Origin of the sequence: Kitasatospora aureofaciens (assembly GCF_001188955.3) — a bacterium.
Taxonomy (GTDB): domain Bacteria; phylum Actinomycetota; class Actinomycetes; order Streptomycetales; family Streptomycetaceae; genus Kitasatospora; species Kitasatospora aureofaciens.
In genome coordinates, this window is sequence record NZ_JPRF03000002.1 from 14,349 (window position 1) to 37,351 (window position 23,003).

The 23,003-nt window shown below is 69.8% G+C and carries 21 protein-coding genes and 1 pseudogene; 6 read left to right on the forward strand and 16 right to left on the reverse strand.

Features of this window, described 5'->3' with window-relative positions:
• Positions 1 to 10 precede the first annotated feature (10 nt).
• Together HS99_RS03825 and HS99_RS03830 are read right to left on the reverse strand one after the other, a co-directional pair.
• Positions 11 to 1,450 carry a hypothetical protein gene (locus HS99_RS03825; RefSeq protein WP_141763646.1) on the reverse strand — a complete coding sequence of 480 codons (1,440 nt, stop codon included), beginning with the start codon at positions 1,448 to 1,450 and terminating at the stop codon, positions 11 to 13.
• Positions 1,451 to 2,199: 749 nt separating this feature from the next.
• The gene (locus HS99_RS03830) at positions 2,200 to 2,595 is read right to left on the reverse strand and encodes a hypothetical protein (RefSeq protein ID WP_141763647.1); all 396 of its coding nucleotides are present in this window, start codon (positions 2,593 to 2,595) and stop codon (positions 2,200 to 2,202) included.
• A gap of 377 nt (positions 2,596 to 2,972) precedes the next feature.
• On the opposite strand from HS99_RS03830, the gene HS99_RS03835 reads away from it, so the two are divergent.
• The 3 genes from HS99_RS03835 (at position 2,973) to HS99_RS03840 (ending at position 4,191) form a co-directional block, all read left to right on the forward strand.
• Positions 2,973 to 3,497: a hypothetical protein gene (locus tag HS99_RS03835; RefSeq protein ID WP_030558250.1), complete on the forward strand. Its 525-nt coding sequence runs from the start codon at positions 2,973 to 2,975 to the stop codon at positions 3,495 to 3,497.
• 252 nt (positions 3,498 to 3,749) lie between these two features.
• Positions 3,750 to 3,899, forward strand: coding sequence for a hypothetical protein (locus HS99_RS44565; RefSeq protein WP_157881862.1), 150 nt, complete (start codon positions 3,750 to 3,752; stop codon positions 3,897 to 3,899).
• 34 nt (positions 3,900 to 3,933) lie between these two features.
• Positions 3,934 to 4,191 (forward strand): hypothetical protein, encoded by a 258-nt coding sequence (locus HS99_RS03840; protein WP_030558248.1) that lies wholly within the window; start codon positions 3,934 to 3,936, stop codon positions 4,189 to 4,191.
• A 195-nt stretch (positions 4,192 to 4,386) separates the two neighbouring features.
• On the opposite strand, the gene HS99_RS03845 is transcribed toward HS99_RS03840, so the two are convergent.
• Positions 4,387 to 4,941: a tetratricopeptide repeat protein gene (locus HS99_RS03845; RefSeq protein WP_030558247.1), complete on the reverse strand. Its 555-nt coding sequence runs from the start codon at positions 4,939 to 4,941 to the stop codon at positions 4,387 to 4,389.
• Here HS99_RS03845 and HS99_RS44570 point away from each other — a divergent pair.
• Positions 4,932 to 5,348 carry a hypothetical protein gene (locus HS99_RS44570; protein WP_157881863.1) on the forward strand — a complete coding sequence of 139 codons (417 nt, stop codon included), beginning with the start codon at positions 4,932 to 4,934 and terminating at the stop codon, positions 5,346 to 5,348. The genes HS99_RS03845 and HS99_RS44570 overlap by 10 nt on opposite strands.
• Positions 5,349 to 5,600: 252 nt before the next feature.
• On the opposite strand, the gene HS99_RS03855 is transcribed toward HS99_RS44570, so the two are convergent.
• The 8 genes and pseudogenes from HS99_RS03855 to HS99_RS42215 form a co-directional block, all read right to left on the reverse strand.
• A complete protein-coding gene (locus HS99_RS03855) occupies positions 5,601 to 5,816 on the reverse strand; it encodes a hypothetical protein (RefSeq protein WP_030558244.1) in 216 nt (71 codons plus the stop codon).
• Between the two features lie 414 nt (positions 5,817 to 6,230).
• Positions 6,231 to 6,611 (reverse strand): MarR family transcriptional regulator, encoded by a 381-nt coding sequence (locus tag HS99_RS03860; RefSeq protein ID WP_050366277.1) that lies wholly within the window; start codon positions 6,609 to 6,611, stop codon positions 6,231 to 6,233.
• Positions 6,605 to 7,207 carry a replication/maintenance protein RepL gene (locus HS99_RS03865; protein WP_030558242.1) on the reverse strand — a complete coding sequence of 201 codons (603 nt, stop codon included), beginning with the start codon at positions 7,205 to 7,207 and terminating at the stop codon, positions 6,605 to 6,607. Before HS99_RS03865 ends, HS99_RS03860 begins: the two co-directional genes overlap by 7 nt.
• 1,197 nt (positions 7,208 to 8,404) lie before the next feature.
• Positions 8,405 to 8,965, reverse strand: coding sequence for a Uma2 family endonuclease (locus HS99_RS03870; protein WP_030558240.1), 561 nt, complete (start codon positions 8,963 to 8,965; stop codon positions 8,405 to 8,407).
• A 507-nt stretch (positions 8,966 to 9,472) separates the two neighbouring features.
• Positions 9,473 to 12,139, reverse strand: a complete 2,667-nt coding sequence (locus HS99_RS03875; protein WP_232543335.1) for a tetratricopeptide repeat protein — start codon at positions 12,137 to 12,139, stop codon at positions 9,473 to 9,475.
• Positions 12,140 to 12,241: 102 nt separating this feature from the next.
• Positions 12,242 to 12,466: pseudogene (locus tag HS99_RS48335) on the reverse strand (helix-turn-helix domain-containing protein); the annotation flags it as partial.
• Between the two features lie 6 nt (positions 12,467 to 12,472).
• The gene (locus HS99_RS03880; RefSeq protein ID WP_046386644.1) at positions 12,473 to 12,694 is read right to left on the reverse strand and encodes a hypothetical protein; all 222 of its coding nucleotides are present in this window, start codon (positions 12,692 to 12,694) and stop codon (positions 12,473 to 12,475) included.
• A 1,004-nt stretch (positions 12,695 to 13,698) separates the two neighbouring features.
• The gene (locus HS99_RS42215; protein WP_141763649.1) at positions 13,699 to 15,570 is read right to left on the reverse strand and encodes a hypothetical protein; all 1,872 of its coding nucleotides are present in this window, start codon (positions 15,568 to 15,570) and stop codon (positions 13,699 to 13,701) included.
• A gap of 419 nt (positions 15,571 to 15,989) precedes the next feature.
• Here HS99_RS42215 and HS99_RS03890 point away from each other — a divergent pair, with 419 nt between their 5' ends.
• Both HS99_RS03890 and HS99_RS03895 read left to right on the forward strand, forming a co-directional pair.
• Entirely contained in the window at positions 15,990 to 16,301 is a 312-nt protein-coding gene (locus tag HS99_RS03890; protein WP_030558521.1) for a transposase, read from the forward strand.
• Between the two features lie 5 nt (positions 16,302 to 16,306).
• Positions 16,307 to 17,218, forward strand: coding sequence for an IS3 family transposase (locus HS99_RS03895; protein WP_240520922.1), 912 nt, complete (start codon positions 16,307 to 16,309; stop codon positions 17,216 to 17,218).
• Between the two features lie 512 nt (positions 17,219 to 17,730).
• Here HS99_RS03895 and HS99_RS03900 read toward each other — a convergent pair.
• From HS99_RS03900 to HS99_RS03925, 5 genes are all read right to left on the reverse strand, one after another.
• Positions 17,731 to 18,189, reverse strand: a complete 459-nt coding sequence (locus HS99_RS03900) for a hypothetical protein (protein ID WP_030557300.1) — start codon at positions 18,187 to 18,189, stop codon at positions 17,731 to 17,733.
• A gap of 20 nt (positions 18,190 to 18,209) precedes the next feature.
• Positions 18,210 to 19,805: a restriction endonuclease fold toxin-2 domain-containing protein gene (locus HS99_RS46220; protein ID WP_232543259.1), complete on the reverse strand. Its 1,596-nt coding sequence runs from the start codon at positions 19,803 to 19,805 to the stop codon at positions 18,210 to 18,212.
• A gap of 150 nt (positions 19,806 to 19,955) precedes the next feature.
• Positions 19,956 to 20,783, reverse strand: a complete 828-nt coding sequence (locus tag HS99_RS03910) for a helicase associated domain-containing protein (protein ID WP_030557303.1) — start codon at positions 20,781 to 20,783, stop codon at positions 19,956 to 19,958.
• Positions 20,784 to 21,118: 335 nt separating this feature from the next.
• Complete coding sequence (locus HS99_RS03920) at positions 21,119 to 21,658, reverse strand: hypothetical protein (RefSeq protein WP_050366105.1); 540 nt, start codon at positions 21,656 to 21,658, stop codon at positions 21,119 to 21,121.
• Positions 21,659 to 21,688: 30 nt separating this feature from the next.
• Positions 21,689 to 22,975, reverse strand: a complete 1,287-nt coding sequence (locus tag HS99_RS03925; RefSeq protein ID WP_030557306.1) for a NucA/NucB deoxyribonuclease domain-containing protein — start codon at positions 22,973 to 22,975, stop codon at positions 21,689 to 21,691.
• Between the last annotated feature and the right edge of the window lie 28 nt (positions 22,976 to 23,003).

Consider the following 23,003-nt stretch of genomic DNA (forward strand, 5'->3'; position numbering starts at 1 on the left):
CAGACTGGGATCACTCTGCGGTGCGGGGGAGCACCCAGCCGGGCGCGATGCCGCTGAGGCCGCGCTCGACGGCCAGGCGTAGGAGGGTGAGGGCGTCGGTGGGGTTGGTGGAGAGCAGGGGGAGGTTGTCGGCGGCGTCGGCGATGGGGTGGCCGTTGATGAGGGTGATCCAGGAGGTGTTGTCGTCGTAGACCTCGGTCCAGCCGAGGAGGCGGCCGCGGCGTTCGAGGGCCTGGATGTGCGGGGCGGTGGGCCAGGTGAGGTGGACCAGGCCGTCGTCGAGGGCGTAGTCGCGGTGTGCTTGGCCCAGGGCTCGTTCGGTGGGCGCGGTTCGGCTGGTGGTCTGGCCCAGGGTGAGGTTGGGCATCGGTGCCGCGGGCGTGCGCACGGCGGTGGCCGGGGTGCGGGGTGGGACGGCGTCGGCCAGGTGTCGGCTGGACTGGTGGAACACGTCCAGGGCGAGGTCGGCGGTGGCGAAGGTCTGCGGTCGGCCCAGGGTGCCCACGACGACCCGGCCGGGCTTGCCGGGGCCCTGGTGCTCGACGGCGATCCAGCCGCCGAGCCCCCACGGGCCCTGCGGCAGCAGCGTGGTCCAGCCGATCGGGACGCCGGCGCGCACTAGCAGCCGCGCACCGCCCGCCTGCGGGCTGTCCCAGGTGGCCAGCTGCCAGCCCTGGCCGAAGGTGATGCTGAGGTCGTGGTGCCGGTCCGGCCGGCCGAAGCGGCTGAGCGGGTCGGCGACCGCGCTGCGCAACGGTGCGTGCTCGTCCGCGGCGGCGCCGGTTTCGTCCCGGGGCGTTTTCGGGGCCGGCGGATTCGGCACCGCGCCGGAGTCTTTTTCGCCCCGGTGCGCTTCACCGGTTCCGGGGAGCGGGCTGGACGGGACCAGGAAATCGCCCCGGTCCGTATTCGGGTCGGGGTCGGGCAGGTTCCATTCCTCCCGGATGCGCGCCGCGGTGCGCGCGTCGGCGTCCAGGCCGGGCCAGCGGACCTGGTCCCGCACCTCCCGGGCGCTGGTGATCAGCAGCGAGGCGAGGCCGTGGACTCTGCGGGCTAGCTCCGCGTGGGCGGCGAGCGGGTCGTCGTCCACGGCGGCCAGGAAGGCCTCGGCGCGGTCGCGGATCGCGTCGGCGGCGCCGAGCACCCGCTGCCGCTCGACCGACAGGCCGCTCGCGGGCCGCTTGCCCCCGGTCCTCTCCCCCGACGCCGCCTCGGCACTGTCCGGCGCAACCGGGCCGGGCGGCACGGCCGCGGCCCGGGCCTTGACCCGCGCCCGGTCGGCGCGGCTCTTGCAGGCCTGCGAGCAGTAGACCGGGCGCCGGCCCCGGCCGGTGCGCGGCGGCAGCGTGTTCTCACAACCCGGCCCCTCGCACCGCGCGCCCTCGGCCTGGCCGCCGTCCAGATCGAACAGCGCCACCTCGCCACTATTTCGCCCCGGTTCGCTTTGCATGGCGTGATCGTAGTCAGGTGCGGCGACAAAGTTTCGGACCGGGGCGACTTTCCACGGGTGTCGCCTCACAGGTCAGTGCCACGATTTCGCACCGCGCCCCGAAAAACCGCACTGTCCACCTGCCCGCACGTTTGTCCCGCACCGCGCACCCCGCCCGCCGGGGGTTGCCCCCACACCGCACCGTGCGCAGCCAGCTTGTCCCCGTTGCGCAGCCGGTGTGACTCGGATGGGTAGTTTGCGAGTCCGTCGTCTTTGAGCTGGGGTTTCGACTCGTAGTTTGCGCGCCGTTCCGAGCGTAAGTTTGCGAGGAGCTGTCCGGCTGCGGTGCAGCACGTGCACGAGACTGGCCCGACTTGGGGCGGTGGTCTGTCCTATGCGACGCCGGTCTCCGATTGGGGCTACATCATGTAGGCCGATCCCGGGCTCAGTAGCGGCCGGGCCAGCGCCTGCCGCTCGCACCACGGCCCCGCCGGCTATGCGCCGGCGGGGCCGGTTCATGCCTCGGGGTGGTCCTGCTGACGCACGTTGCCGACACGGTGCTCGAGAGGCAGGGCAAGTAGGTCCAGGCGCCTGGTGGCAGATCGAGATCGCGAGCGCGTCGTCACGGCGGCAATCACTGCGGAGATCTAACAGATCCGCCCGGCCCCACGGGATTCGGGGCTGGGCGGATCGCCGTGTTCAGTGTCCCGCATGCGCCGCTCACACGCAGCGCGGGGGTCAAGCAGTCCGTTCCGGAGGCCGCCCTCAGCTCACGCGTTGCAGTTGGGCAGCGTGCCGTTGTGGAAGGCTGCTGCTCCATCCACGTAGGGGCCGAAGACCCATCCGTTCGCAGGCTGAGGGAAACCGGTTTGGCTGGGGGTGCCCAGGTAGATCCAGGTGACGTGGTACCAGACGTCGCCGTCGTTGCCGACGTAGCCACCTGCGACCCAACAGTCTGCCTCGACGGAGGCACCGTTCGCGGGGAACAGGTCGGGGGCGATTTTGCTGGAGCTGGCGTAGTAGTTGCTGTAAACGCCGACACCGTGGCTCGTCGAGAGTCCGATCCAGGTCGGGTTGGTGGCGGCCAGAGCTGGCTCTGCGGCGAGGCCGACGGCTGCCGCGGCGGCGACAGCGGTCATAGCGGCGCGCCTGAGGAGGTTGTTCATTCGTACCCCCGTTGATGGTGACCTGCTTGTCCGTGGACATCTCATCGGATGGCAGGCGGAACGTCAACGGTTCATTTGCAGTGCGTCACCGTAGCCGAGCTGGCCGCTTGTCAGGCTGCTCGTATCGGTCCCCTTGTTCGGCGGACTCCAGGCGGCGCCAATCGAACGGATGTGGTCGCTGATTTCCGTGACTTGACCGACCCCCGGGCCGCCGCTCGCAAACTAGAGCTCGGAATCGCAATCTATCGATCGAAGTCACAGCCGGTTGTCCCCCCGCTGCGCATGCGCAACGGCCCACTGCTGCGCTGCGCTGTCGTGTAGCAAGGGTCGCCTTGCTGCACCCGTGACCGTCCGGTCCGGCGGGCGGTTGCACCGGCATGACGACCCCTCCGCTGTCCTGGCTGCCGCTGCCTCTGCTCTCCCCGGCCGAACGGGCCGAGGACGAGCCCGCCTCCGAGTCCGACGACCAGGCGCTCGACCCCGTCCAGCTCGCCGCGCTCCACCGGGGCCGCGACGCCGGGGAAGCCGCGGCCGCGTGGGTGCGCGAGCTGGCCGGCCGCCAGAACGACGAGCGCCACGCCCTGGCCCTGGAGCACGCGGCCGCAGGGATCGAGCGCGCCAGCCACCAGGAGGTGATCCCCGGCGGCGACGGCCAGCTGGCCGAGGAGCTGCGCTACGCGCTCGCCGCGGACGTGCTGCTCGGCGCCACCCACACCGGCACCATGCCCGACCTCGCGCCGGGCGAGCGGATGCCGCTGGTCGCGGTGTGCGCGCTCGCGGCCGCCATGCCGTCCTGCGTGCTCGGCGACCTGCCGCGCGAGCTCACCCTGCTCTCCGACCAACTGGACGCCGCCACCGCCGCTGGCCGCGCCACCACCACGGCCACCGGCTGCGCCGGGTGAGCACGACCAGGCGCCGGGCGCTCGGGCCCGGCGCCGCCCGGATGCTGACCGACACCGTCCGGGCACCCGCACTCCACCGCCGTGGTCACCGGCCGCCGGCGAAGGCGCTCTCACGCCGTGCTGGAGGAGTTCGAGCGGACCGCCGAGCCGTGGCGGGAGCGGCCTTCGAGGACCTAGACGAGGACGTCCTCGCCGAGACCGCCGCCGAGGCCCGCGTCTTCGGCACCGATCTGCCGCGCCGTCGACGACCTGGTGCGCGGTCTGCTCGGGCAGCGGCCGGTCCCGCGCGGCCGCGGTGAGGACGTCCGCTGGCGCGGGGGCCGCCAAGCGCTGCTGGAGGCCGTCGCCCGCCACCACCACGGCACCCTTCCCGCCGGGGCGCCGGACGCCCGGCCGTGGTGATCACCGGTGCCCGCCGCGCGGGAGAATGAGCCGGGTGACCAGCACCCAGCCCCTGCCCCGCGGCATCAGCGCCCTGATCCCGAACGCCCACGCCCAGGCGACGCCCGGCGAGCTCGCGGCCGCCCAGCTCCTGCACCTGCGATCGGCGACCGTCCCAGTGCCGGTCCTCGCCGCGGCCGCCGCGCTGATCGCCCCGCAGCTGGAGGACCCGGACCCGGCCACCCGCGAAGCCGCCGACGCCGTCCGCACCCACCTGCTTGCCGCCATCGAGGATGCCCCGCCCGGCCGGTAGCCGGCCACGGTCCCATCCCTGTCCCAGCAGCGACGCGCAACGCCTCCACCAGGCAGAACAGGGTGGGACGGTCGTAGGACCGTCCCAGCAAAACACCCGAACCGGACACCCTGAGACAGGCCTGGGACGCCACCGTCCCAACCCGGCGAACCAGTCGTCGGCAGGCCGGACACAGATGACACAGGGCGAAACTGACTAATTGTCGGTGAGGGCGGCCAAGAGTTGGCGGGCTCGGATAGTGCCGTGGTGGTCATGGCCGAAGTGAGTGCGCCAGGCGTCGTGGGTGGCGTGCAGGAGTTCGACTGCTTCATCGTTGCGGTGCAGATCCGCCAGGGCGGTTCCGAGCACGGTGGCGGCCTCCAGCGCGCGATGGTGAGCGGGGCCGAGGCGGCGCTCACACTGGCTGAGGCACCGCCGGGCCTCGTGTTCGGCGTCAGCGGGCCGGCTCGATGCGAGCAGCGCCGCGCTCCTGGCCAGAAGTAGCGCGCTCAGATCCTGCGTCAGTGCGCCGGCGCCCGGAGTCCGGTCGAAGGTGTCCTGCGCCTGGTCGACGGCGGCAAGCGCCTCCTGGGCCCGGCCCTGACCGGTCAGCGCCCGGGCCGCGCCGAGGTGCAACACCATCAGGAATCTGCCCAGGCCTTGCTGGCTTGCCTCCTCGAGCACCGGGAGCAGCACCTGTTCGGCCTGCTCGTGGTGGCCGTGGAGTGAGAGGCTGAAGGCCAGGCCGTTGGTGGCGGCCAGTGGCAGCACTGGATCCGGTGAATGTCGTCAGTGCCGCTGGCGGCGGTCTTCACGGCGTCTGCTTCCGCGACGACTTCCTCGTGCAGGCCGAGGTAGGCCAGGTGCTGGAGGCGGTCGCTGCGGCTCTTGAGGACGAGCCGGTGACCGGAGGAGGTGATGCGGGCGCGTGCTGCGGCGGTGGCGGCCAGGAGGTCGGCTGCCTCCTGGTGGCGGCCCATGTCACCGAGGACCAAGGCCAGTACGTCTTGTCCGTCGCGACCATCGCCCGGAACCGGCTGGGCGGCGATTGCGGACCTGGCCTCGCTCTCCGCTTCCTGCAGACGGCCCTGCATGCGGAGCGCCTGCGCCAGAAGGGTGCGTGCAGAGCAGACCAGAGAGCCCGCCCCGTCCGTAGCGACCTCCAGGACAGCGCGTAGCTCCCGCTCGGCGTCCACCCAGCGCAACTGCTTGTACAGGTACTCAGCCGCCTCCAGCCGGCGGTTCAGCCGCCGACGCTCCCACCAACCCACCGATTGTTTCCTCTCCCAGGGCAAACGACGACGAGCATAGGGCCCGACCACTGCGGCGGGCATGGGCAGGTGGCGCGGTCCTACTTGTGGGCCCTCATTTGAGGGCCGATCTTTGAACCCTCCGCAGGTCAGAAGCCTGCGGCGCGGCGGCCCGAAGCGTCAGATCTGGCGGTCCGGGTCGGAGAAGGTCAGGCCGCCGGGCGAGAGGCGGCGACGGGCCGGGGCGGGTACGGCCGCGGTCTCACCGGGCGGCTGGCGGAAGTCGGCGCCTTGCTCGACCGGCAGCAGCCGGCGCCCGCCGGACTGGGCGGGAAGGGGCGCGTCGGCGGCAGGGTCGGAGAAGGCGGGCAGCGAGAGGCTGCGTCGGTCGGTCATGATCACCAGTGTCGCAGCCTGGGCGGGTGCGGGGGGCCAGACCGCTATCACCGGTGGTAGGGGTCTGGCCCTGGCCACCAGGGCCAGACCGGTCCGTTATTTCAGATCCCCAGAACAGAGCGGTTAAAGTGCCAGCGTGTAAGGGGAGGCCCAGCGTCTCGGTATCGCCCTGCGCGGTCCTCATGCCCTGGCTCGGGCTCGTACGCCTCTACTGCGGCAGCGACCTCGGCGATTGGGTCCTGATCGCCGAAGTCGAACCATTCCCCACGAGTCCGGTAGCCGTCGAACTCCTTGTGGAGGTGTCGCTCCAGCCTCGGCCCGCCGGGAAATGTCGCGGCTAGCAGCAGCGCCACGGGCGACCCCACTTGGAGCTGTCGTGCACCGTAGCTCAGAGCTGTGACAAAGCCCTGTGAGTCAGCTGACCGCGCGCAGCCGGGACCGGCCGGCCTTGGGAGGGGCGGCCTGGTAGTCAGGGATCAGGATGGGCGGGACGCCTTCGCGGGCGGCGCGGGCCATGGCTGCCTGCATCTCGAGTTCGGAGCTGTAGCCGGCGATGGCGGGGTGGAGGCGGTAGCGGTAGCCCTTGCGTAGGACGAGGCCGCGCTCGACGAGGAGGGTCATTCCGCGGCTGACGACGGAGGGGAGGATCTGCAGTTCTTCGGCGATGTCCTGCTGGGTGATGGGGACGACGCCGCCGGGGTTTTGCCGCTCGACCATGACGGAGAGGACGTTGGTGGCGGTGGGGGTGAGTTCGAGGCGCCGGAGCATCCCGAACAGGTCGGTGACCATCAGCATGCTGGTGACTCCTTGTCCCCGTTCCGGAGGGCTTCCAGTCCGATGATGTCAGGAAATCCGTTTTCCAGGGCGAGTGCCCTGAGTTCGGCGAGGAAGGTCTGTTGCTCGTCGCCGTTGCCCTTGTAGGCGATGAGGGGGTTGAGCTGCCAAATTCCCCGGCCGATGCTGCGGATGTAGTTCCGGGCGGCGAGGTGCTTGAGGGCGGGGCTGACGCTGGAGCGGCTGGTGCCGACTTCGTCGGCGATCTCACGCTGGATGGCGTGGCAGACGCCGCGCTCGGCCCGGCCGACGATGTTGGACAGCACGGCGCACTGGAGCTTCGTCATCTCGCCGGACATGAGGGCCTGGGGCAGGACATAGCGGGCGAAGTAGCGGCTGAGGAGGGCGTAGCCGTCGGAGCCGAGGACTTCGTGGGGTGCGCGCCGGTAGAACTTCGTGCGGGCTTCGTAGATGCCGTTGGGGAGGTGGCCGGCGTAGCCCCGGACGATCTCGGCGGCGAGGTCGCGCTGGTGCTGGGGGCCGGCGGGCTCGAGTCTCGGTTGGCGGGGCCGCTCGGGCGTCTGCCTTCGGGTGCTGCCGCGCTCTGCCTGTGCCAAGGCCGTGATCCTTTTCCTCGTGTCGGCAGCAGACTACATGTTCTTCGCAATGCTGCGAAGCATTCTGCGCGTGAGTGCGAAACACGTGTCGCGAGCGGCATCCGGGCTTCGTGGGTTCCTCCGTCTGGCCAGGTCCGATGATCACTCGGGGGTCCGCAACGTCGCCGCAGCCCGATGCCAATGTTTCGCAATCGTGCGAAACATTGGGTCCGAAAGTCGGCCTCCCGTGACACCAGCGGGCACCTAGTGTCGGCGCAGCCGTACCTTTGATTTTCCAAGTTCGCAGGTCAGAGGCATGATCGCTCGACTGCGCTCTTACAAAAAAGGGCCACCACCTGCCCTCCCGAATCCCCCAACAACCATGCTCACCTAGGCGTCCCGGGAACCCCGGACCCACAACCGGAACGGACTCGAACACCCGAACCAACACACCGACCCCCTTAACCGCAGGAGCAACTACGCACCCTTGCCCTGCGATCGTGAGCCGACACCGACATTGCCCGTGACCTGGCTGGGGCGGACCACGGATGGGGGTCCTCCACCTGGTCCCAGAAGGTAATGGCTGAAAGCGGCATTCGAGGCAGGTGGCGACGTCCACACCCACCTTGTTCGTCGGCAGGTCGCCCATGCTTGGCACAGGCCGGGTCGACGCCCGCCTCCCAGCAAGGACGCCAGCCGCTTCTCGGGGGCCAACTGCCCAGGCCGGACCGTCCACGGTCCGGCCGGTGCGGCGACGGGGCCGACGGCTGGGCCGGCCACGGCCCTGACGGCGGATCCGGCGGCGCAGGGCAGGCGGCAGGGGCTGGTCCAGCGCAGCCCTTGGCGCTGGCCACGGGTGCGGGGGCGGAGCACGCCGCGCCCAGCCACCCACACGGCCGCGGTCCGCATCGGTGTGCAGTTGCCGCCCGTCCCCGGGCTGGTCTGCAGGACAGGTGGCGCGCGTTGCTGAGTGGGGAAGAACGAAGAGGTGGGGAGCAGCACAACGGGGCGAGCTCGGTTCGCTCGGGGCCCGGTCGGCCAGCGGCGGGGTCGGGGTGGCCCGTACTCCCCTTCCGTTAGCGGCCGCTGTGTGTGCGGGCCGTCGGTCACGCTACGCGGATGTACCCGCCTGGGGCAGGGGAAAACCGCACAGTTGCCCCAACGCGGATGGCCGGACACCTCGTCCGAGGTGTCCGGCCATCGCGGTGACGTGCGGGACTACCGGCGCAGCCTCGCCGGGTCGATGTTGAGGGGGAACGGGTCGGTGAGCGCGGTGGTCTCGCCAACCTGGATGAGGCGGTCGACGTAGAGGCCGCGCTCCAGGTGCCCGAGGTAGAGGCGAGGGGCGGGTTCGAGTTCGAGACGCCAGTAGTGCGGGATCCCGGCTGCGGCGTACAGGCTGGGCTTCATCTTCTTGTCGGCGACGCGGGTGGACGGCGAGGCGATCTCGATGGCCACGACGATGTCGTGCGCGCTCAGGGTGGTGCCAGCCTCGGCGGCCGCGACGGCATCGGCAACGACCAGGTCGGGGATGAGCAGGCCGTCGGGCACGATGACGTTGACAGCCTCCAGCACCTCGAACGGCGCGCTGGCTGCGGTGATGGCGGCGTCCAGGAGCGCCCAGAGCCGGGAGCTGGCCCGCTGGTGCGGAACGCCGGGGTTCGGGCTCATCAGCAGCGCTCCCCCGACGAGCTCGATCCGGTGGTGGGTGTCCTCGGGCAGGGCCAGGACATCCTCGACCGTCCACGGCCCGCTGTGCTCGGTGACTGCAACGCTCACGGTCTCCTTCACCTCCTCGGCGCCCCCATTGTCCCCGGCGGGGACCTCGGACGGTACCGGCTCACGGATTCGTACGGCGGACCGGCCCCGGAGGCCGACCACGATCAGGGGATTACGAAGGCGCCGCTGACGGTCATCGGCGGCCGGGCCGGGCGCAGCGGGACGGCGCCAGCGCGGAGCGCTTCGTGGCGGGCGCCGCACGCGGTGGCGAGCTCGCTGCCCCCGGGCAGCGGCTGGCCATGCTGCCACCGGCCGCCCTCGATCTCGGCGCGGAGCGCGGCCGCCAGGCGCAGCGTGCGGCCCTTCGCGGTTGGGGAGGTCGACGGTGTCGGTGGTCGTGGTGTTCACGGTGGGCTCTGGTTCGTATTGGTCCTGGCCGACGAGGGCGGGAAGTTGCGGGCGTGCGCTGATGGCCGGGCCTCTCACATCGACGAGCGTGAGGGGCCCGGCCATCTCCCCCGTGTTGTGCTGATCCGCCGTGACGGGCTCTCCGCTGCTGGTCCGGGTTCAGTCGCTTCGGTTGCTGCGAGGGTCATCCTCACCTGGGAAACGGTCGGCAGTGGCGCATTCGAGCGCACCCTGCGCTCGGATGCGCAAGACATGACTGGCCGATGAGCGGCTTCCCTGCTCAGCCGCCTTCGCGTACCACTCGAGGGCCTGTTCGGTCCGGCCGGTTTCCCGGAGGAAGTCCGCCATCTCCCGCAGAGCCCGGCGGTCGCCCGCCGCTACGCGGGATTGGAGCCAGGTCGCAGCCGCGGCCCAGCCGCGGTACTTCAAGAGGATCCACGCAGCCTCCCGGTGGGCGTGCTGCTCCCCCACGCCGGCGGCCTTCGTGAACGCGGTGACGGCACAGTCCACGACTTCGGGATCAGCGGCTTCCCCTGCGATGTCGCACTTTCCCCGCAGGATCAGCCCGATCTGCATGAATGCGGTCATATCGCCGTATTCGGTCGCCTTACGGAACCAGTGCAGTGCCTCGTCGGGGCGCTCGGTCAGCCGGTACAGTGCGGCTGCCCGGCGGATCGCTGCCATGTTCGGCTTCACCTCCGTCTTGTCTTCCGTGGCCTTGACCTTCTTCTCCGCGGCTCCGATGTAGATCTCCAGGGCCTTGTCCTGCAGCCCCACCGTGGCCAAGAGGTCAGCGAGCGGCAGCACGCTGAGCTCGTCACCGTTGTTGACCGCCGTCTGGTACATGACGATCGCCTCATCGTCCCGGCCCAAGCCCTGTAGATGCTCTGCGGCGTCCCTCCACGCCTCCACGTCACCGGCCGCCCCGGCCTCCGCATAGAAACGCAGGGACCTGGTGGTGTCCCCCTCCTCCCACAGAAGGTGCGCTGCCTCACGCAGAGCCACGGGATTGCCCTTCGCGGCCAGATCTCGCAGCCAGCGCACCGCCTGATCTACCTGCCCGGTGCGGCGCATCAGCGCGGCCGCCGGCCGCAGGGTGCGGCTCGTGCCGTCGATCACCGCCGCCAGCCGGTAGTGCTCGACCGCCTCGTCGTCCCGTCCCTCCCGCAGAAGCCGTCGGGCGGCGGTGACGGCGGCATCCGCATCGCCAGCCTCCGCTAGCATGCGCAGCCATCGGACTGCCTCGTAGGACGTGCCGTTCTCGGTCAGCATCTCGGCTGCGGGCTCGAGTGCCTGGGCGTCGCCCGCCTCCGCGGCGCGCTGGTACCAGATGGCGGCCTCCCCCAGGCGTCCGGACTGCTGCAGGAGCGCTCCTCCCATCAGCAAGGTGTGGGTGTCCCCCTGGTCCACCGCGGTGAGGAAGTTCTGGGGCTCGATCAGCGGGCTCGGGTTCCGGTCGGCGGACAGGAAGCGCGCCACGGCACCAAGCGCCTCGGCGCTGGCCAAGGCAAGGCGAGGGTCCCGCCCCGCGGTATCCGCCAGCAACGCCAGCTCGCCTGCGGTGAAGCGGTTCGGAACGTCGACCGCAGAGTCTTCAATCAGGGTGCGTACTGCCGTGTCCGCGCCCGGCGTCTGGCCGTTGGCGCGAGTCAGGACGCCGGCGTCAGCCGAGATGGTGCCGATGACCAGCACCGGTGCCCGGCCGGCGTCGTGCAGCAGCTCCCGGAGCTCGGCATGGACATCCCCGGCCAGGTGACACTGAACGGGATCCAGGAACCGCTCGATGCGGTCGAGCCAGACCACGGAGTTCGGGCCGGCCTGCGAGAGCGCCTTCACCACCAGCTCGGGCCGGGACGGATCGGCAGGCGACCAGAAGCGCCAAGTGCCGGGAACCTCACTCAGTGCCTCCCAGCACGTGCGCGTCGTGCCGGTGGCCCGGTGCCCCCGAGCGAGGACCATCGCGCTTTGCCCGTCGACGGTCCTGCGCACGGCCTCACCGATCGCATGGTCGTGCTCTCGCCGGACATAGGGCGGCAGGACCGGCAACGGACCGTCCGCGGCCGGGACCGAGAACGCCTTGCGTACGCCCAGGGCCAGAGGATCCCCTACCTCGCTCAGCGCGATCCCGTACGGAGCCTCCGCCTTCGCCCGCACCCACAAGCCCCCGGTCTTCTCACTCACTGCCACCGGGTTCTCCCCCGCCATCCGAGCCAGGACCACCGCCACCGCCACCGTGTCGCCCAGTGCCCCAGGAGCGGAGGAGCGCAGCAGCCGGCGCACCACGTCCTTGCCGGGAGCCGACTCCAGGGAGTCGTCCAGCCGCACCGCCTCGGCGACCTCCGCCAGTGAAGGCGTTCCCGCCTTGAGCAGAAGCTCATGCAGCCAGTCCCGCAGTTCCCGCAGCGGCCCTGGCCGTACCCAGACCTGTGGCGGTCCGCCCCGGCCCCGGCGTACGGCAGAAGACCTCCCGTTTCCCTCAGCAGCCGATGCGGCCGCTGGCGAAGCCCACGCCGGGGCGGCCGCAGACGGACTCGCGACGGTCCGCGGACGCCGTCGGGCCGCAGCCCGCTTCCACAGCTCCCCCCACACCGCGGCGCCGTACCAGGACGCGGGCGACCCGGCGAAGCCCGAGATCATCTGCATGAAGCCGCAGAACACCCGCTCGGTCGGAACCGCCGCCCCCGCTCCCAGCGCCTCCCCCAGCGTGCTCTTCGACAGTCTCAGACCCAGATCCGCCGCCCGCTCCTCCATCACTCTCAAGGACGGACTGCCGCTCAACTTCCTTGCTGTGCGCATAATTTCGGCAAGGTGCTGCGGCTCGCCCAACGACTCAGGCTCGCGCCACCTGACGACGGGCTGGTGCTCTCGCTGTCCGGCGGCGCGGGTCGGCGTCCCGCGCCACAGCCGCTCCGCCTTCCGCAGCTCCGCCGGCGTCGCACCGCACGCGCGCACGAACGCCCGAACGACGCCCAGCTGCGGTCGGCGTTTCCCTGACGACGCCCGGGAGAACGTCGCCACGGACACCCGCGGCGAGGACTCCTCGGACATCTGGGCGTACGTCTTCCCACAGCGCGCCCGCAGCCCCTCCAGATACTCAGCCAGCTCCCGGGCGACCGCCCCTTCAGCGACCGCCTTCTTCGGCCTCCCCACCACGTCGACTCACCCGCGCCTGCGTCCTGCGGCGGCGGCCACGATCCGTCTCACCAGCTCCGCCGCGGTTACCACCGCCGCGCTCGACAGCGCGATGACCGTCTCGACCGACAGGCCCATCGCCGTCAGCACGACGAACACCGCCAGCACCGCCACCGCAAGTACCACCGCGGCGGCCGGCACCGGCTGGTCACTGGTCTTGGCCCTGCGGCGCTTCCGCAGAACGCTCATCTCGAGGTCCTTCCCCACCCTGCAGCCCAACCGACAAGAAAGGCACGGAAGAGGTTGCAGTCCTCATCCGCACCGTGCGGCCAGTCTTCAACACGCCCGGCCCCGGAAACGCAATGCGGAAGGGCCTCATCACCGGTCGTTGAAACAACCAGGTCCAGCCGGCCTGCGTTTCCACAGCTCAAAGCGCATGGCCGACATTCGGACCGGTGATGGAGAGTTGACGCTTGTCCGGTTTCCTTCCCGAAATTACGCCATCCTTGAATGTTTCATGATTGTCCGACTCCTAGTGCAAGAAAGAGCGCCACCAACCACCACATCCACGCTGGTCAAAGCACCAAAGTGGCCATCACCAAGTGGCTGACTCCGCGCCACGTCCGCTCCATAGCCATCGCGACAAGCACACCCACCACGCACGACACGGCAGATTGGTACCCGCCCTCCCGGTTGCAGCCCAACACCACCTCCGGGAACACGGCCGCGCACCGATTGCAGCGGAGCCGGCCCGGCCGCAAGGCCGACCGTGTTCGGGGACGCCCACCCCGGCGTCCCCGAACACCAACCGCTCCCTCAACAGCAGCGCCTCCGCCCAGCCCCCTGCCGTCCGTCAGCCGACTGCGCAGCGGGCCGACCGCCACGGCAGGCAGGTCCGTCGTCCTGGAGCCCGTCCCCGCTGCGGCGATGTGCGGCGCGGGAGGGCTGGCCGTCCGCGTCGAGTGTGACGGGACAGACTAGGCCGGCGTCCCGCTCACCACGGTGTGATCGAGCGGTCGCCTTGATCCCATGCGATGGCGAGCACCTGCAGCCGCCGACCTCGATCGCACCGACAGGGGCGAATGGTGCCACCGGCGGTCTCGGAGAGGAAGACGAACAGCGGCTCAGCGGTCGGCGAGTTGGTCGCACACACAACCCCATGGAGCCAAGCAGAGGCCTCGCCGCCGGGGGTACACAGCGGACCGCCGATTGGAGAGGCCCGAAGCCGGCGGCCAGGGCGACTGCTAAAACGGTCAGCGGTACCGAAAGAGCTGATGCAGACGCAAGACCTCGGACTGCCAGTGTGTGCGCGCCGCGCCCGAGTCTGCGGGAAACGTCCGGCCCAGACGACGCGCCAGGCGGCGGTAGAGCGCGGATGAACTGTCCCCGACCGCGAGAAGCGATGACAGCAACGGTTCGTCGGCCGCTGTCCCGGCCTCAACCCGCACCAGCACCTCCACCCTGTCGTCCGGGTGCAGGACAGGTAGCGCGCGATCGAGCTGACGATGAAGTCGTCCCCACGACGTGGAGCACCGCTCACGCGCGGCCTTCTTCAGCGCACCACGCACTGCAGCCGCAACGAGCCCCAGCGCCTCATCCCCAAGCCGGGCCGGACCAGACAAGGCCAATCCTTCACCCGCCGCTGGCCCCATGACGGCAGCCGACTCCGCAGCAGCACTGCCGGACCGGCCTGTAACCGAAACAGGACGACGACTCCGTTGTCGTGGAACGGACTCCGCTGCGGATCGTCGGCTGTGGGAAAGCCAGTCCTGGACCTCACGCCTGGCGACGGGCTCCAACGCCTGCTCCGCCAAGGCCGCAGCCGCCGCCAAGCGCGTGACCGCAGCCCTCAGCCTCACCGGTCGCATGCGAGAGCCGTCCGCAGCAAGCCGACGCAGGATCTGATGCACTTCCTCCGCTGCCGCACGCTGCCGGGCCGCCCTGCTGCGCTGCTGGTGACGAGGCCTACCCGGCCCCTCACGATGCGGCTGCGAGGCCAACTGCGCGCGCACCGCCCTCGCACGTGCCAGCAACCGAGTCTCCGCTGGTCCGAGCTCTACCACGGCGTAGGCCGAAGCCTTCCGCAACGCCGACGCCAGCAGTGTGAAATCACCTGTGTTCAGCACGGAGCTGAGCTCGGCGAATGCTGTGCTGCGCTGCGAACGGCGGGTCTTCAGCCATGTCGCCGCCTCCGCAAGGCTCTCCCGTACACGTAAGCCCTGTTCCTCGGCAAGACGTTCCAGCAGTCTTGGTGCCTTCTCGACCAGCGCCTGCACGAGGCGTATCTCTCCCGCCCGCATCCCGGCGGCGAGCCTTCGCGTGAACTCCTCGCCTTCCCTCGTGTCTCGCAGCCCTGCCCTGGCTGTGCCAGAGACTTCAGCTGCCACAGGCCGTGTGACGGTGATTGCTGCGGCTTGTCGAAGTAGCACGGTCCGTTCGGCCAGTAGCTGGTCCACCAGCGGGGTCAATAGTCCGTCTGGGGTCATCCGGCATTCGTCGAGACCGAACCACTGGGTGCCGTTGGCCATGGTTTGCGTTCCAACCGCGATGCGGCGATCCACGCCCTCGCTCACGTACTTGAACCGGTTGACGTACCTGCACGGCGCCACCGCCACGAAGTCCGCCTCTACCTCCGGCCCAAGCAGAATATGACCCGGCTCCGTCCAGTCCGGTGACACACCCTTCAGGTAAGCCCTCAGCCTGCCACCGGTTCCAAGCGCGAGCTCCACCACTGAACCGGGATCCACCCCGTGCTCGTGGGGGAACGACGCCACCACCGGCATCCCCTGCCCACCCAGCCACCCTGACAAATCCCTCTTCAGGTACAGATGATCAGCCGACTCCACTCCCCGGGCCGACCGCCGACAAACCGGCGCCGACCCGTCCGGGTCGGGATGATGGGCAAAGTGGCAGGCACGATCCCGGTAAAGCTTGGTCGTGAGCTGGGCACCGCAACCGCCGAGCAGAAGCCCACACCAGAACGTGTCCTCAGCGTGACGGCGGCGGAAGGCATCCAGCTCGATCGCCTCAATCGGCAGGACTAGCGGATCGTCCGAATCCGCGCTCCCCAGCACTGCCGTCTGGATGCGCCGCCGATCACCTGGCAATGGAACCCCCAACTTCATCCGACCCAGGTCAGCTCATAGTGCCACCGGGACCAGGTGGCCGCTGGAAAACAGCACAAATCGATGCGCGGGCCGGCCGCGCCGGGGACGGAGTCGACGTCAGGCTGACACCGGAGTGATCTGGCGGTGCCGTCGCTCCGCTGGTGGACGGCTTTACAGCCGCGCGCCGGGCCCTCCTCCAACGGGCAGCGCGCCCGGAAGTGCGTGCTCGGAGCAACCCCGCGAGCGCCGGGGCCAACAATCACGGCACCCTCCGCTGGTATCAGGCCACGGAGCAATCCCCGCGAGCGCGGGGCCGACGACGCGAGCAGCGACGGCCAGCGTCCCGCCGAGGAGCAACCCCCGCGAGCTGAGGTTCCCCCGACGTGCGGAAGGTTGCCGGAGATGGCCTGATTGGCCATGAGAAGGGAGCCTCTGCCATGGCCGCACCGATGAAGTACCCGCCCGAGTTGCGACGGCGTGCGGTGGAGATGTACCGCACCGCCGACCCGAAGCCCGTGATCCGCAAGATGGCCCGCGACCTGGGCGTGCACCACGAAGCGCTGCGCAACTGGATCCGCCAGGACGAGGCGGACCGGGGCGAGCGGGACGACCGGCTGACCACCGCGGAGAAGGAGGAGCTGGCCGCTCTGCGGAAGGAGAACGCCGAGCTCCGCCGGTCCTGCGAGATCCTCAAGGCCGCCTCGGCTTTTTTCGCCCAGGAGCTCGACCCGACCCGGCGACGGTACTGAAGCTCATCGACGAGCACCAGGACCGCTTCGGGGCCGAGCCCGTCCTCCGGGAACTGCACATCCCCGCCTCCACCTACTACCGCTGGCGCCGCGACGTGGCGGAGCCGTGCGAGCGCAAGCGCCACGACGCCGAGCTCACCGAGCACATCCGCCGCATCCACGCCGACTCCGACGAGACGTACGGCTCCCCGCGCGTCCACGCCGTCCTGCGGCGCGAGGGCACCCGGGTCGGCCGAAAGCGGGTCGAACGCCTCATGCGCCAGGCCGGCATCCAGGGCGTCAGCCCGCGCCGGCCCCGCTCCTTCACCCGCCGCGACCCGGCGGCGGATCTCGCCCCGGACCTGGTCCAGCGCGACTTCACCGCCGTCGCGCCGAACCGGCTGTGGGTCGCCGACATCTCGCTGATCCCCACCGGCGAGGGACCGTGGTGGCTGGCCACGATCCGCGACGCCTTCTCCCGCCGGATCGTGGGCTGGCACACCTCCGAGCGGGCGGACGCCGACCTCGTGCTCACCGCGCTGGAGTACGCCCTGCACGGCCGCCCCGTCGAACCCGGCCAACTGGTCCATCACAGCGACCATGGGTGTCAATACACGTCCATCAAGCTCACAACTCGACTGCTGAAGGCGGGAATCGAGCCGAGCATGGGAAGCGTGGGGGACTCGTTCGACAACGCCCTCGCCGAGAACTTCTGGAGCGTGCTGAAGACCGAGTGCGTGCGTCGCACGACCTTCGAGACCCGCACTGACGCCGACCTGGCCCTGTTCGCCTACATCGACGGCTGGTACAACACCCGCCGCATCCAGAAGCGCCTGGGCTGGCTCAGCCCCGACGAGTACGAGGCGAAGTTCTACGCCGACCAGGCGACGGCCGAACCGGTGACCGTCGAACCACCCACACCCGTCCTGACCAGGTAATCAACGCCTCCCGTGCAGCGGGGGAAGCTCACGCCAGGACCCAGCGCCGCAGCCCTGCCCGCCAGCCACACGTTGGCCCGAGCAGCCCGGTCCTGACCCCGCGACACCGGAATCCGCTCGTCATCACCACCGACCAGCGCCCCAGCCAGCTCGTCCTGCCCTTCGACACGGACCCTCAGCCCGCCCAGGCGGTCGTCACGGTCGTTCCCGGCACCGTGATCCAGCCGACCACCACCGCATCCACCGGGCCGACAACGTCCGCTACCCACCCCAAGCGTCGCCCCTGGTGGCGCCGCCTGTGGAGCTGGACCACACCGCTGTTCCACCACAACTGACCACTCAACACCGACAGGGCCCGTGATCGGCTGCGGCCTGAAGAAAGCGTCGGAAGGCTGCCACCCGTGCGGTGGCAGCCTTCCGGCGTTCTCCCGTGGTCCCGCGCCCCGTCCGTGCCTGCTGTCCGTCCGTCCCCGGCACCGAGCGCAACGGCATTGCGATCAGCTGTCCGAGGACTACAGGTCTTCCAGATGCTCGCGGAACACAGCCTCGAGCTCGGTTACCGTACGTACGGCCAGAACTTCGTCGTCCAGCCCGGATTCCATGCCGATCCGCGTGTTGAACTCCACGCCGGCGCCTGGCGGCACGATCTCCTGGAGCATCCAGGCCGCGAACTCCGCGGCGGCGCCGGCGGTCGCGTTCCGCAGGCAGAGTCCCTCGTCACCGGATGCACTGGATCCGATGCCCTCGTAGGAGGTGCCGGCGGCGGTGATGTCGAACCACCAGTCGTGCTCGCTGCTCGGTCCGTAGGCTCCGCCGTCTGCCTTCGTGTGAACGAACGCCTTGTCGCCTTCCTTTCGGCGCAGGGCCTGGGTGAAGCCGTCGAGGGTCAGGTTCCAGGTCGTGCCGTGCGTGGGGGTGAAGATGAAGAGGGTGCTGGTTTCCCCGAAGGGGAACGGCGCGTCGGAGGTCATCGAGTTGTCCGCCTTCGTCTCTAGGAGATGGTGGGTGCGGTGAGGGGGCCCGGCGGGACGTAGCGGGCGTAGCCCTTGGCTCCGTTGAGCGCCATCATGGTGCGCCAGTAGGGCACGGTGTTGGGGTCGTTGGTGACGATCTCCATGCCGCGGATCTGAGCGTTGCGAGGGTCGTTCATGGCGGCTGCGTACTTCTGCATCTCTTCTTCGTCGTCCTTGAACAGGAACTTGGGCTTGGCGCCCTTCTCCCCGTTCTTGGACTTCTCGTATTCCGCGAGAGTGCGGAAGCACTTGGCCGGGTCCCGGACGTACTTGGCCTCGATGATCATGCCGTCGGTCTCCCGCAGGCCGTCGGCCATCATGGCCGGCTCCTGGTTAGGCTTCAGTGGCACGATGGGCAGGCGGTATTCGGGGTAGCCGGCGACGTCCCACTGGTAGCGCTTGTCGGCTTCGTTGCCTCCGGAGAAGCCGCCGGTGACCAGTCCCGACTTCCACTGCCTGAACGCGGCGAGCTCGGTCGGCGTCAGCGGAGGGTAGCCCGGCATCGGCGGAACAGGGGGAGGGACCGGGTTCCTGAGCTGCACGGACGGGTTGACCGGGGTGTAGACGGCGGGGACCAGCGGCAAGGGCCCGGGCACAGGGAGCGGCGCGGGGAAAGGCAGGATCCAGGGGAACGGGCTGGACGGCTTCGGCGGGGCGGGTTGTCCCTGGGGGACGGGTATGCGCTTCTGGGTGTCGTCGAGGACATGCGGCGTGTCCGCGAGCGACAGGATCTGGGTATCGCCGAGGACCTTCGACTTCAGGCCGCCGTCGTCGCCGTTGCCTCCGAAGATCGGGTTGTCCCAGGGCGCGTCGAACCAGCCGTTGAAAATGCTTGCGGCGTCGTCGATGTGCTTGGCGTAGTTCTCGCAGGCGTCGCCGAGCTGCTTACAGGCCGAGGACAGGTTCGCCAACAGGGTGTGGTCGTCCTCCGGCTTCGCCGGATACCCCTGCCGGCCGACGAAGGCGCCGAAGAACAGGGCGATCGCCTTCGCCGTCTCGCCCTCATGGATCTCGGCGACGGCACTCCACGCGTCCTGCGCGTCGGAGAGGACCTGGGCGGTGAGCCGGTGCGCGGCCTGCCAGGTCTGCGCCGCCTTCCTCAGCTTGCCCGCGTCCCCACGGTACTTGTCGCCCCACACCCACTTGTCGACACCGCTTGTCTGGCCAACCGCCTCGGGCAGGCTCTCGCCGACACCGCGCGGGTCGGGCGCGCACTTCTCCGGCGCCGCCCACGGCTGAGACAGGTCCACGCTGGAGTCCGTGCTCGCCTCCAACAGGTGCTTCGCCGTCGCATCCTCGGCAGCCAGATAGGCGTTGGCATTCATGAGCAGGGTCTCCGCGCCCTTGCCCATGAAGTGGCAGGCGTTGGCCATCTGGTTGAGCGCTGTCTTCGCCGTCGGTTTGTAGACCTTCGCGAAGATCTCCCCCGCCTCATCGTCTCCGATCATGCCGCCCGTCTCCGACAGCTCACCGGCGAGCAACGTCACGGTCTGGAGCAGATCCTCCGAGACCTGATGCAGCTGCCACGACCCCTCGACCAGCGCCTTCACGTCGACCTTGTAGCCGCCGTCCAACCCCCACCCCCACACTCCAAGCAAGGCCACCCATGGTACGAGAGCCGCACCGACAGCCCAGGACAAGCTCGGGTGCGCTCACTCGTCTCCTCCAGGCAGTGGCCGCCACGACGGGGCAGTCCGGGGCGGCGTGGCCGAGGCGGCCGCGGGTCAGCCGGTGACGGTCTCGGCGTGCCGGTGCAGGGCGTCCAGGAGCGCCGTCTGCTGCTCGGTCAGTTTCCCGTCGGTGCGAGCCGTCGCCTGCTTGCGCAGCCAGGCGCCGGGCCTAAACGCCGGGTCGTCACCCAGGCCGGTGCGGTTGGCAGGGCCGTCCAGGGTGCCGTCGGCGGCCAGGTAGGTGAGCAGGCGGGGGTAGGAGCGGTTCCAGTCCGGTTCCAGGCGCCACAGCTCGTCCAAGGCGTCGAGCTTGGCGGCCTGGTCGGGGGTGAGGTTGTCGGCCTTGCGCTGGCGGCGCATCCACGCGCCGACCGCGTAGCCGTCCAGCTTCTCGGTGGCCGGGACGGCGAGGTGGCCGTGGTGGGCGGCCCAGGCACGGGCGTAGGCGTAGCCGCGTTCCCAGGCGTTGGCGTGCTTGGACCAGATCATGCCGAGCGCGTCCAGCTCCGAGACGCGCGCGGCATCGAGCAGGCCTCGGCCGTTCAGGTAGCGCTGCCGGTCGAGCCAGGAGATCAGCTCCCCGTGGCGGGTCTTGTCGGTGGGGTCGAGGTGGCCGTGCTCGAGGTGGAACACGGCGGCGACGGCGTGCATGCGCTGCCACTCGGTCGCGCGCGGGTTGAACGCGCGCAGCTTCACCGTCTGGAGGATCCGCGCCGCGTGCCGCTTCGCGTCGATCCGCAGCCAGTCGATCGGCGACTCCACCGCGGCCGGCTGCTGCTCGCCCGCTCCCACCCCGGCGGCCTCGGCGGCCTCGCCCTCGGTGGCCGCGGTGGCGTGCTGGGGCTGGGCGCGGTGGGCGCGCAGCTCGGTGATGCGGTCCACGACCGGGGCGTCGTGGGCGGCCAGGGCGCGCAGGACGCGCCAGATCGTGCGGAAGCTGGAGGCCTCGATCTGGGTTCGGCCTCGGCCTTGACCGCGGCCCCGGCGTCGTGGATCTCGACCGGGTCGGCGACTGCCGTCTCGTCCCCGATCAACGGCGTCGGCAGGTAGACGGGGATGATCACCCAGGAAGACCCTGCCCTGGCGGTAGGACTGGCGCGGCGCCGGCCAGCGTGGGCCTTGAACTGAGCGAACGCCGCCTGGCGAGCGGAAGTTGTTCTGTTCCAACGGGGTGTGGCACCGCCGTCAGGTCGGTGCCACACCCGTGGTTCCTGGTCCTACTCTTCGTCTTCGTCGTCCTCGGACTCGGAGGTCCACCACAGGTCGATCCGGTAGGTCTCCAGGACCTCCCGGTGGGCTGCCCAGATCGTATCGGTGTCAGCCGGTGACTGCTGTTCCGCCGTGCTGAGTTCGGCGTGGAGGCCCGCCTCCTGCGCGGCGGCCTCATGTCGCCCCTTCCAGGACACGCGGCCTTCGTAGACGCCCGAGCGGGGCAGTTGGAAGTGACCAGCGATGTCCGGGGCAAAGGCGCGGATGACCACTTCGCCGGTGGGGCTGTCGAGCACTGTCGAGCGCTCGCCCTCGGCGATCCAGGTGCTGTCGGCCGGCGCAGGGCCGTCCCACACCCGTACCAGGATCTCGGCAGGTGCGATGCTCTGGAGGCTGCGGAGATAGATCTGGGTACCGGTGCCCGCTACCACCGTGTCCCAGCTCTGCCTGACGGCCTCGGAGTTGGTGAGGTAGGCGTCGGAGTCGTACACCTCGATGAGGCCGTTGTCGGGCCTGGCTTCGGTGCGGAACTCGAACAGGATCGGCACTGGTTGTCCTCCGGCCTTGGCGAGTACGGCTTACGGGACGATCGTGACGTAGAAAGGGTCGTTGTCCAAGATCCGGTTGATGGTGAAGACGTCCTTGATCATGTTGCCTCCGTCTCCGTTGTCCTTGCCGTCTATCAGGCGGGCGGAGTATCGGTTTACAAGGTTGCCTGCGCTGTCTTTCTGGTTCGCGCCTTCGTACGTGGACGAGAACGGGTACTCGTCGCATTGCAGTCCGGAGCCGGAGTAGTCGCCCCAGACCTCGTTGCAGGTGGCTATCGCGACCCTGCGGTTCTCGTCCTGCTTGGCACGGTCGATGAGGCGGTGCAGGGGCTGCTTTGCTCCGGGGATGCTCTTGCCGTTGAAGGACGGGAAGGTCCGTTCGGGGTTGTTCTGCGCGTCCTTGATGTGCAGCGCGCTCTCCCGCACGGCCGGGTCGGAGAGCTTCATGACGAGTTCGGCCCGGCCGTCGGTGAAGACGGTTCCCTTGTACTTGCCCGCGACGGGGCCGGCGTAGTCGAAGCGGACGTTGGACTTGGCAGCGCCAAATTCCGACCAGGGACTGGTCCGTGTATTGGGCGATGTGACGCGCATCGAGAGCGTCAGGTCAGCCTTGACGATCTGCTGGTCGCCCTGGTCGTACAGTGGGCCCTTGTCCGGGGCCGTGTAGGTGAGGGTCCACAGAGGCTGCTGCTTCCAGGAACCGATGAGCTCGACGCGGCTCTGCTTGTCGGGCTTGGTCACGCTGCCGGAACCCTGGCCGCTGAAGTTCACGTCCTGGCTGATGGACCACTTCGAGGAGTCCTCGCCCGGGACAGGTTCGTCGATGATGTCCTTGACGCTGACGACGTAGTCCACCTTGCGCTGCCCGTCGTAGGCGAAGCCGAGGACCCAGGCGTCGAACCTCAGCCTTCCGAGCGTCACGGACCGGTCCGGGGTCGCCAGCACCAGGTCGTAGTGGCGATGCACACACATTTCGAAGCGGTTCTTGATCCAGCCCGTGGGCGAGTCCGCCTCTGGGTGCTTTGCGCACTCCTCTTCGAGCCCCGGGTCGTCGGCCAGCGCGTCAGCGACTGCCGGTGTGGGCGCGGCGTGGGCTGTTCCGGCCCGCGTCTCAGCGCCGTTCTCGGGGGAGCGGGCAATCGAGCTGAATCGTGCCAGTTGGTCCGCCGGCACGGATGAAGTAGGCACGAAGCCTGAGGCATTGGGTCCCTGTGCGGCGACGGCCGGACTGGCGGTGAGGGTGCCGGCGGCGAGCAGGGCGGCGCAGGCAGTGGCGCTCGCGGCTCGCAGGAGCCGGTGAATGGCTCGGGCGTTCACGGTGGAACTCCTTGGCGAGGGGTGTGAT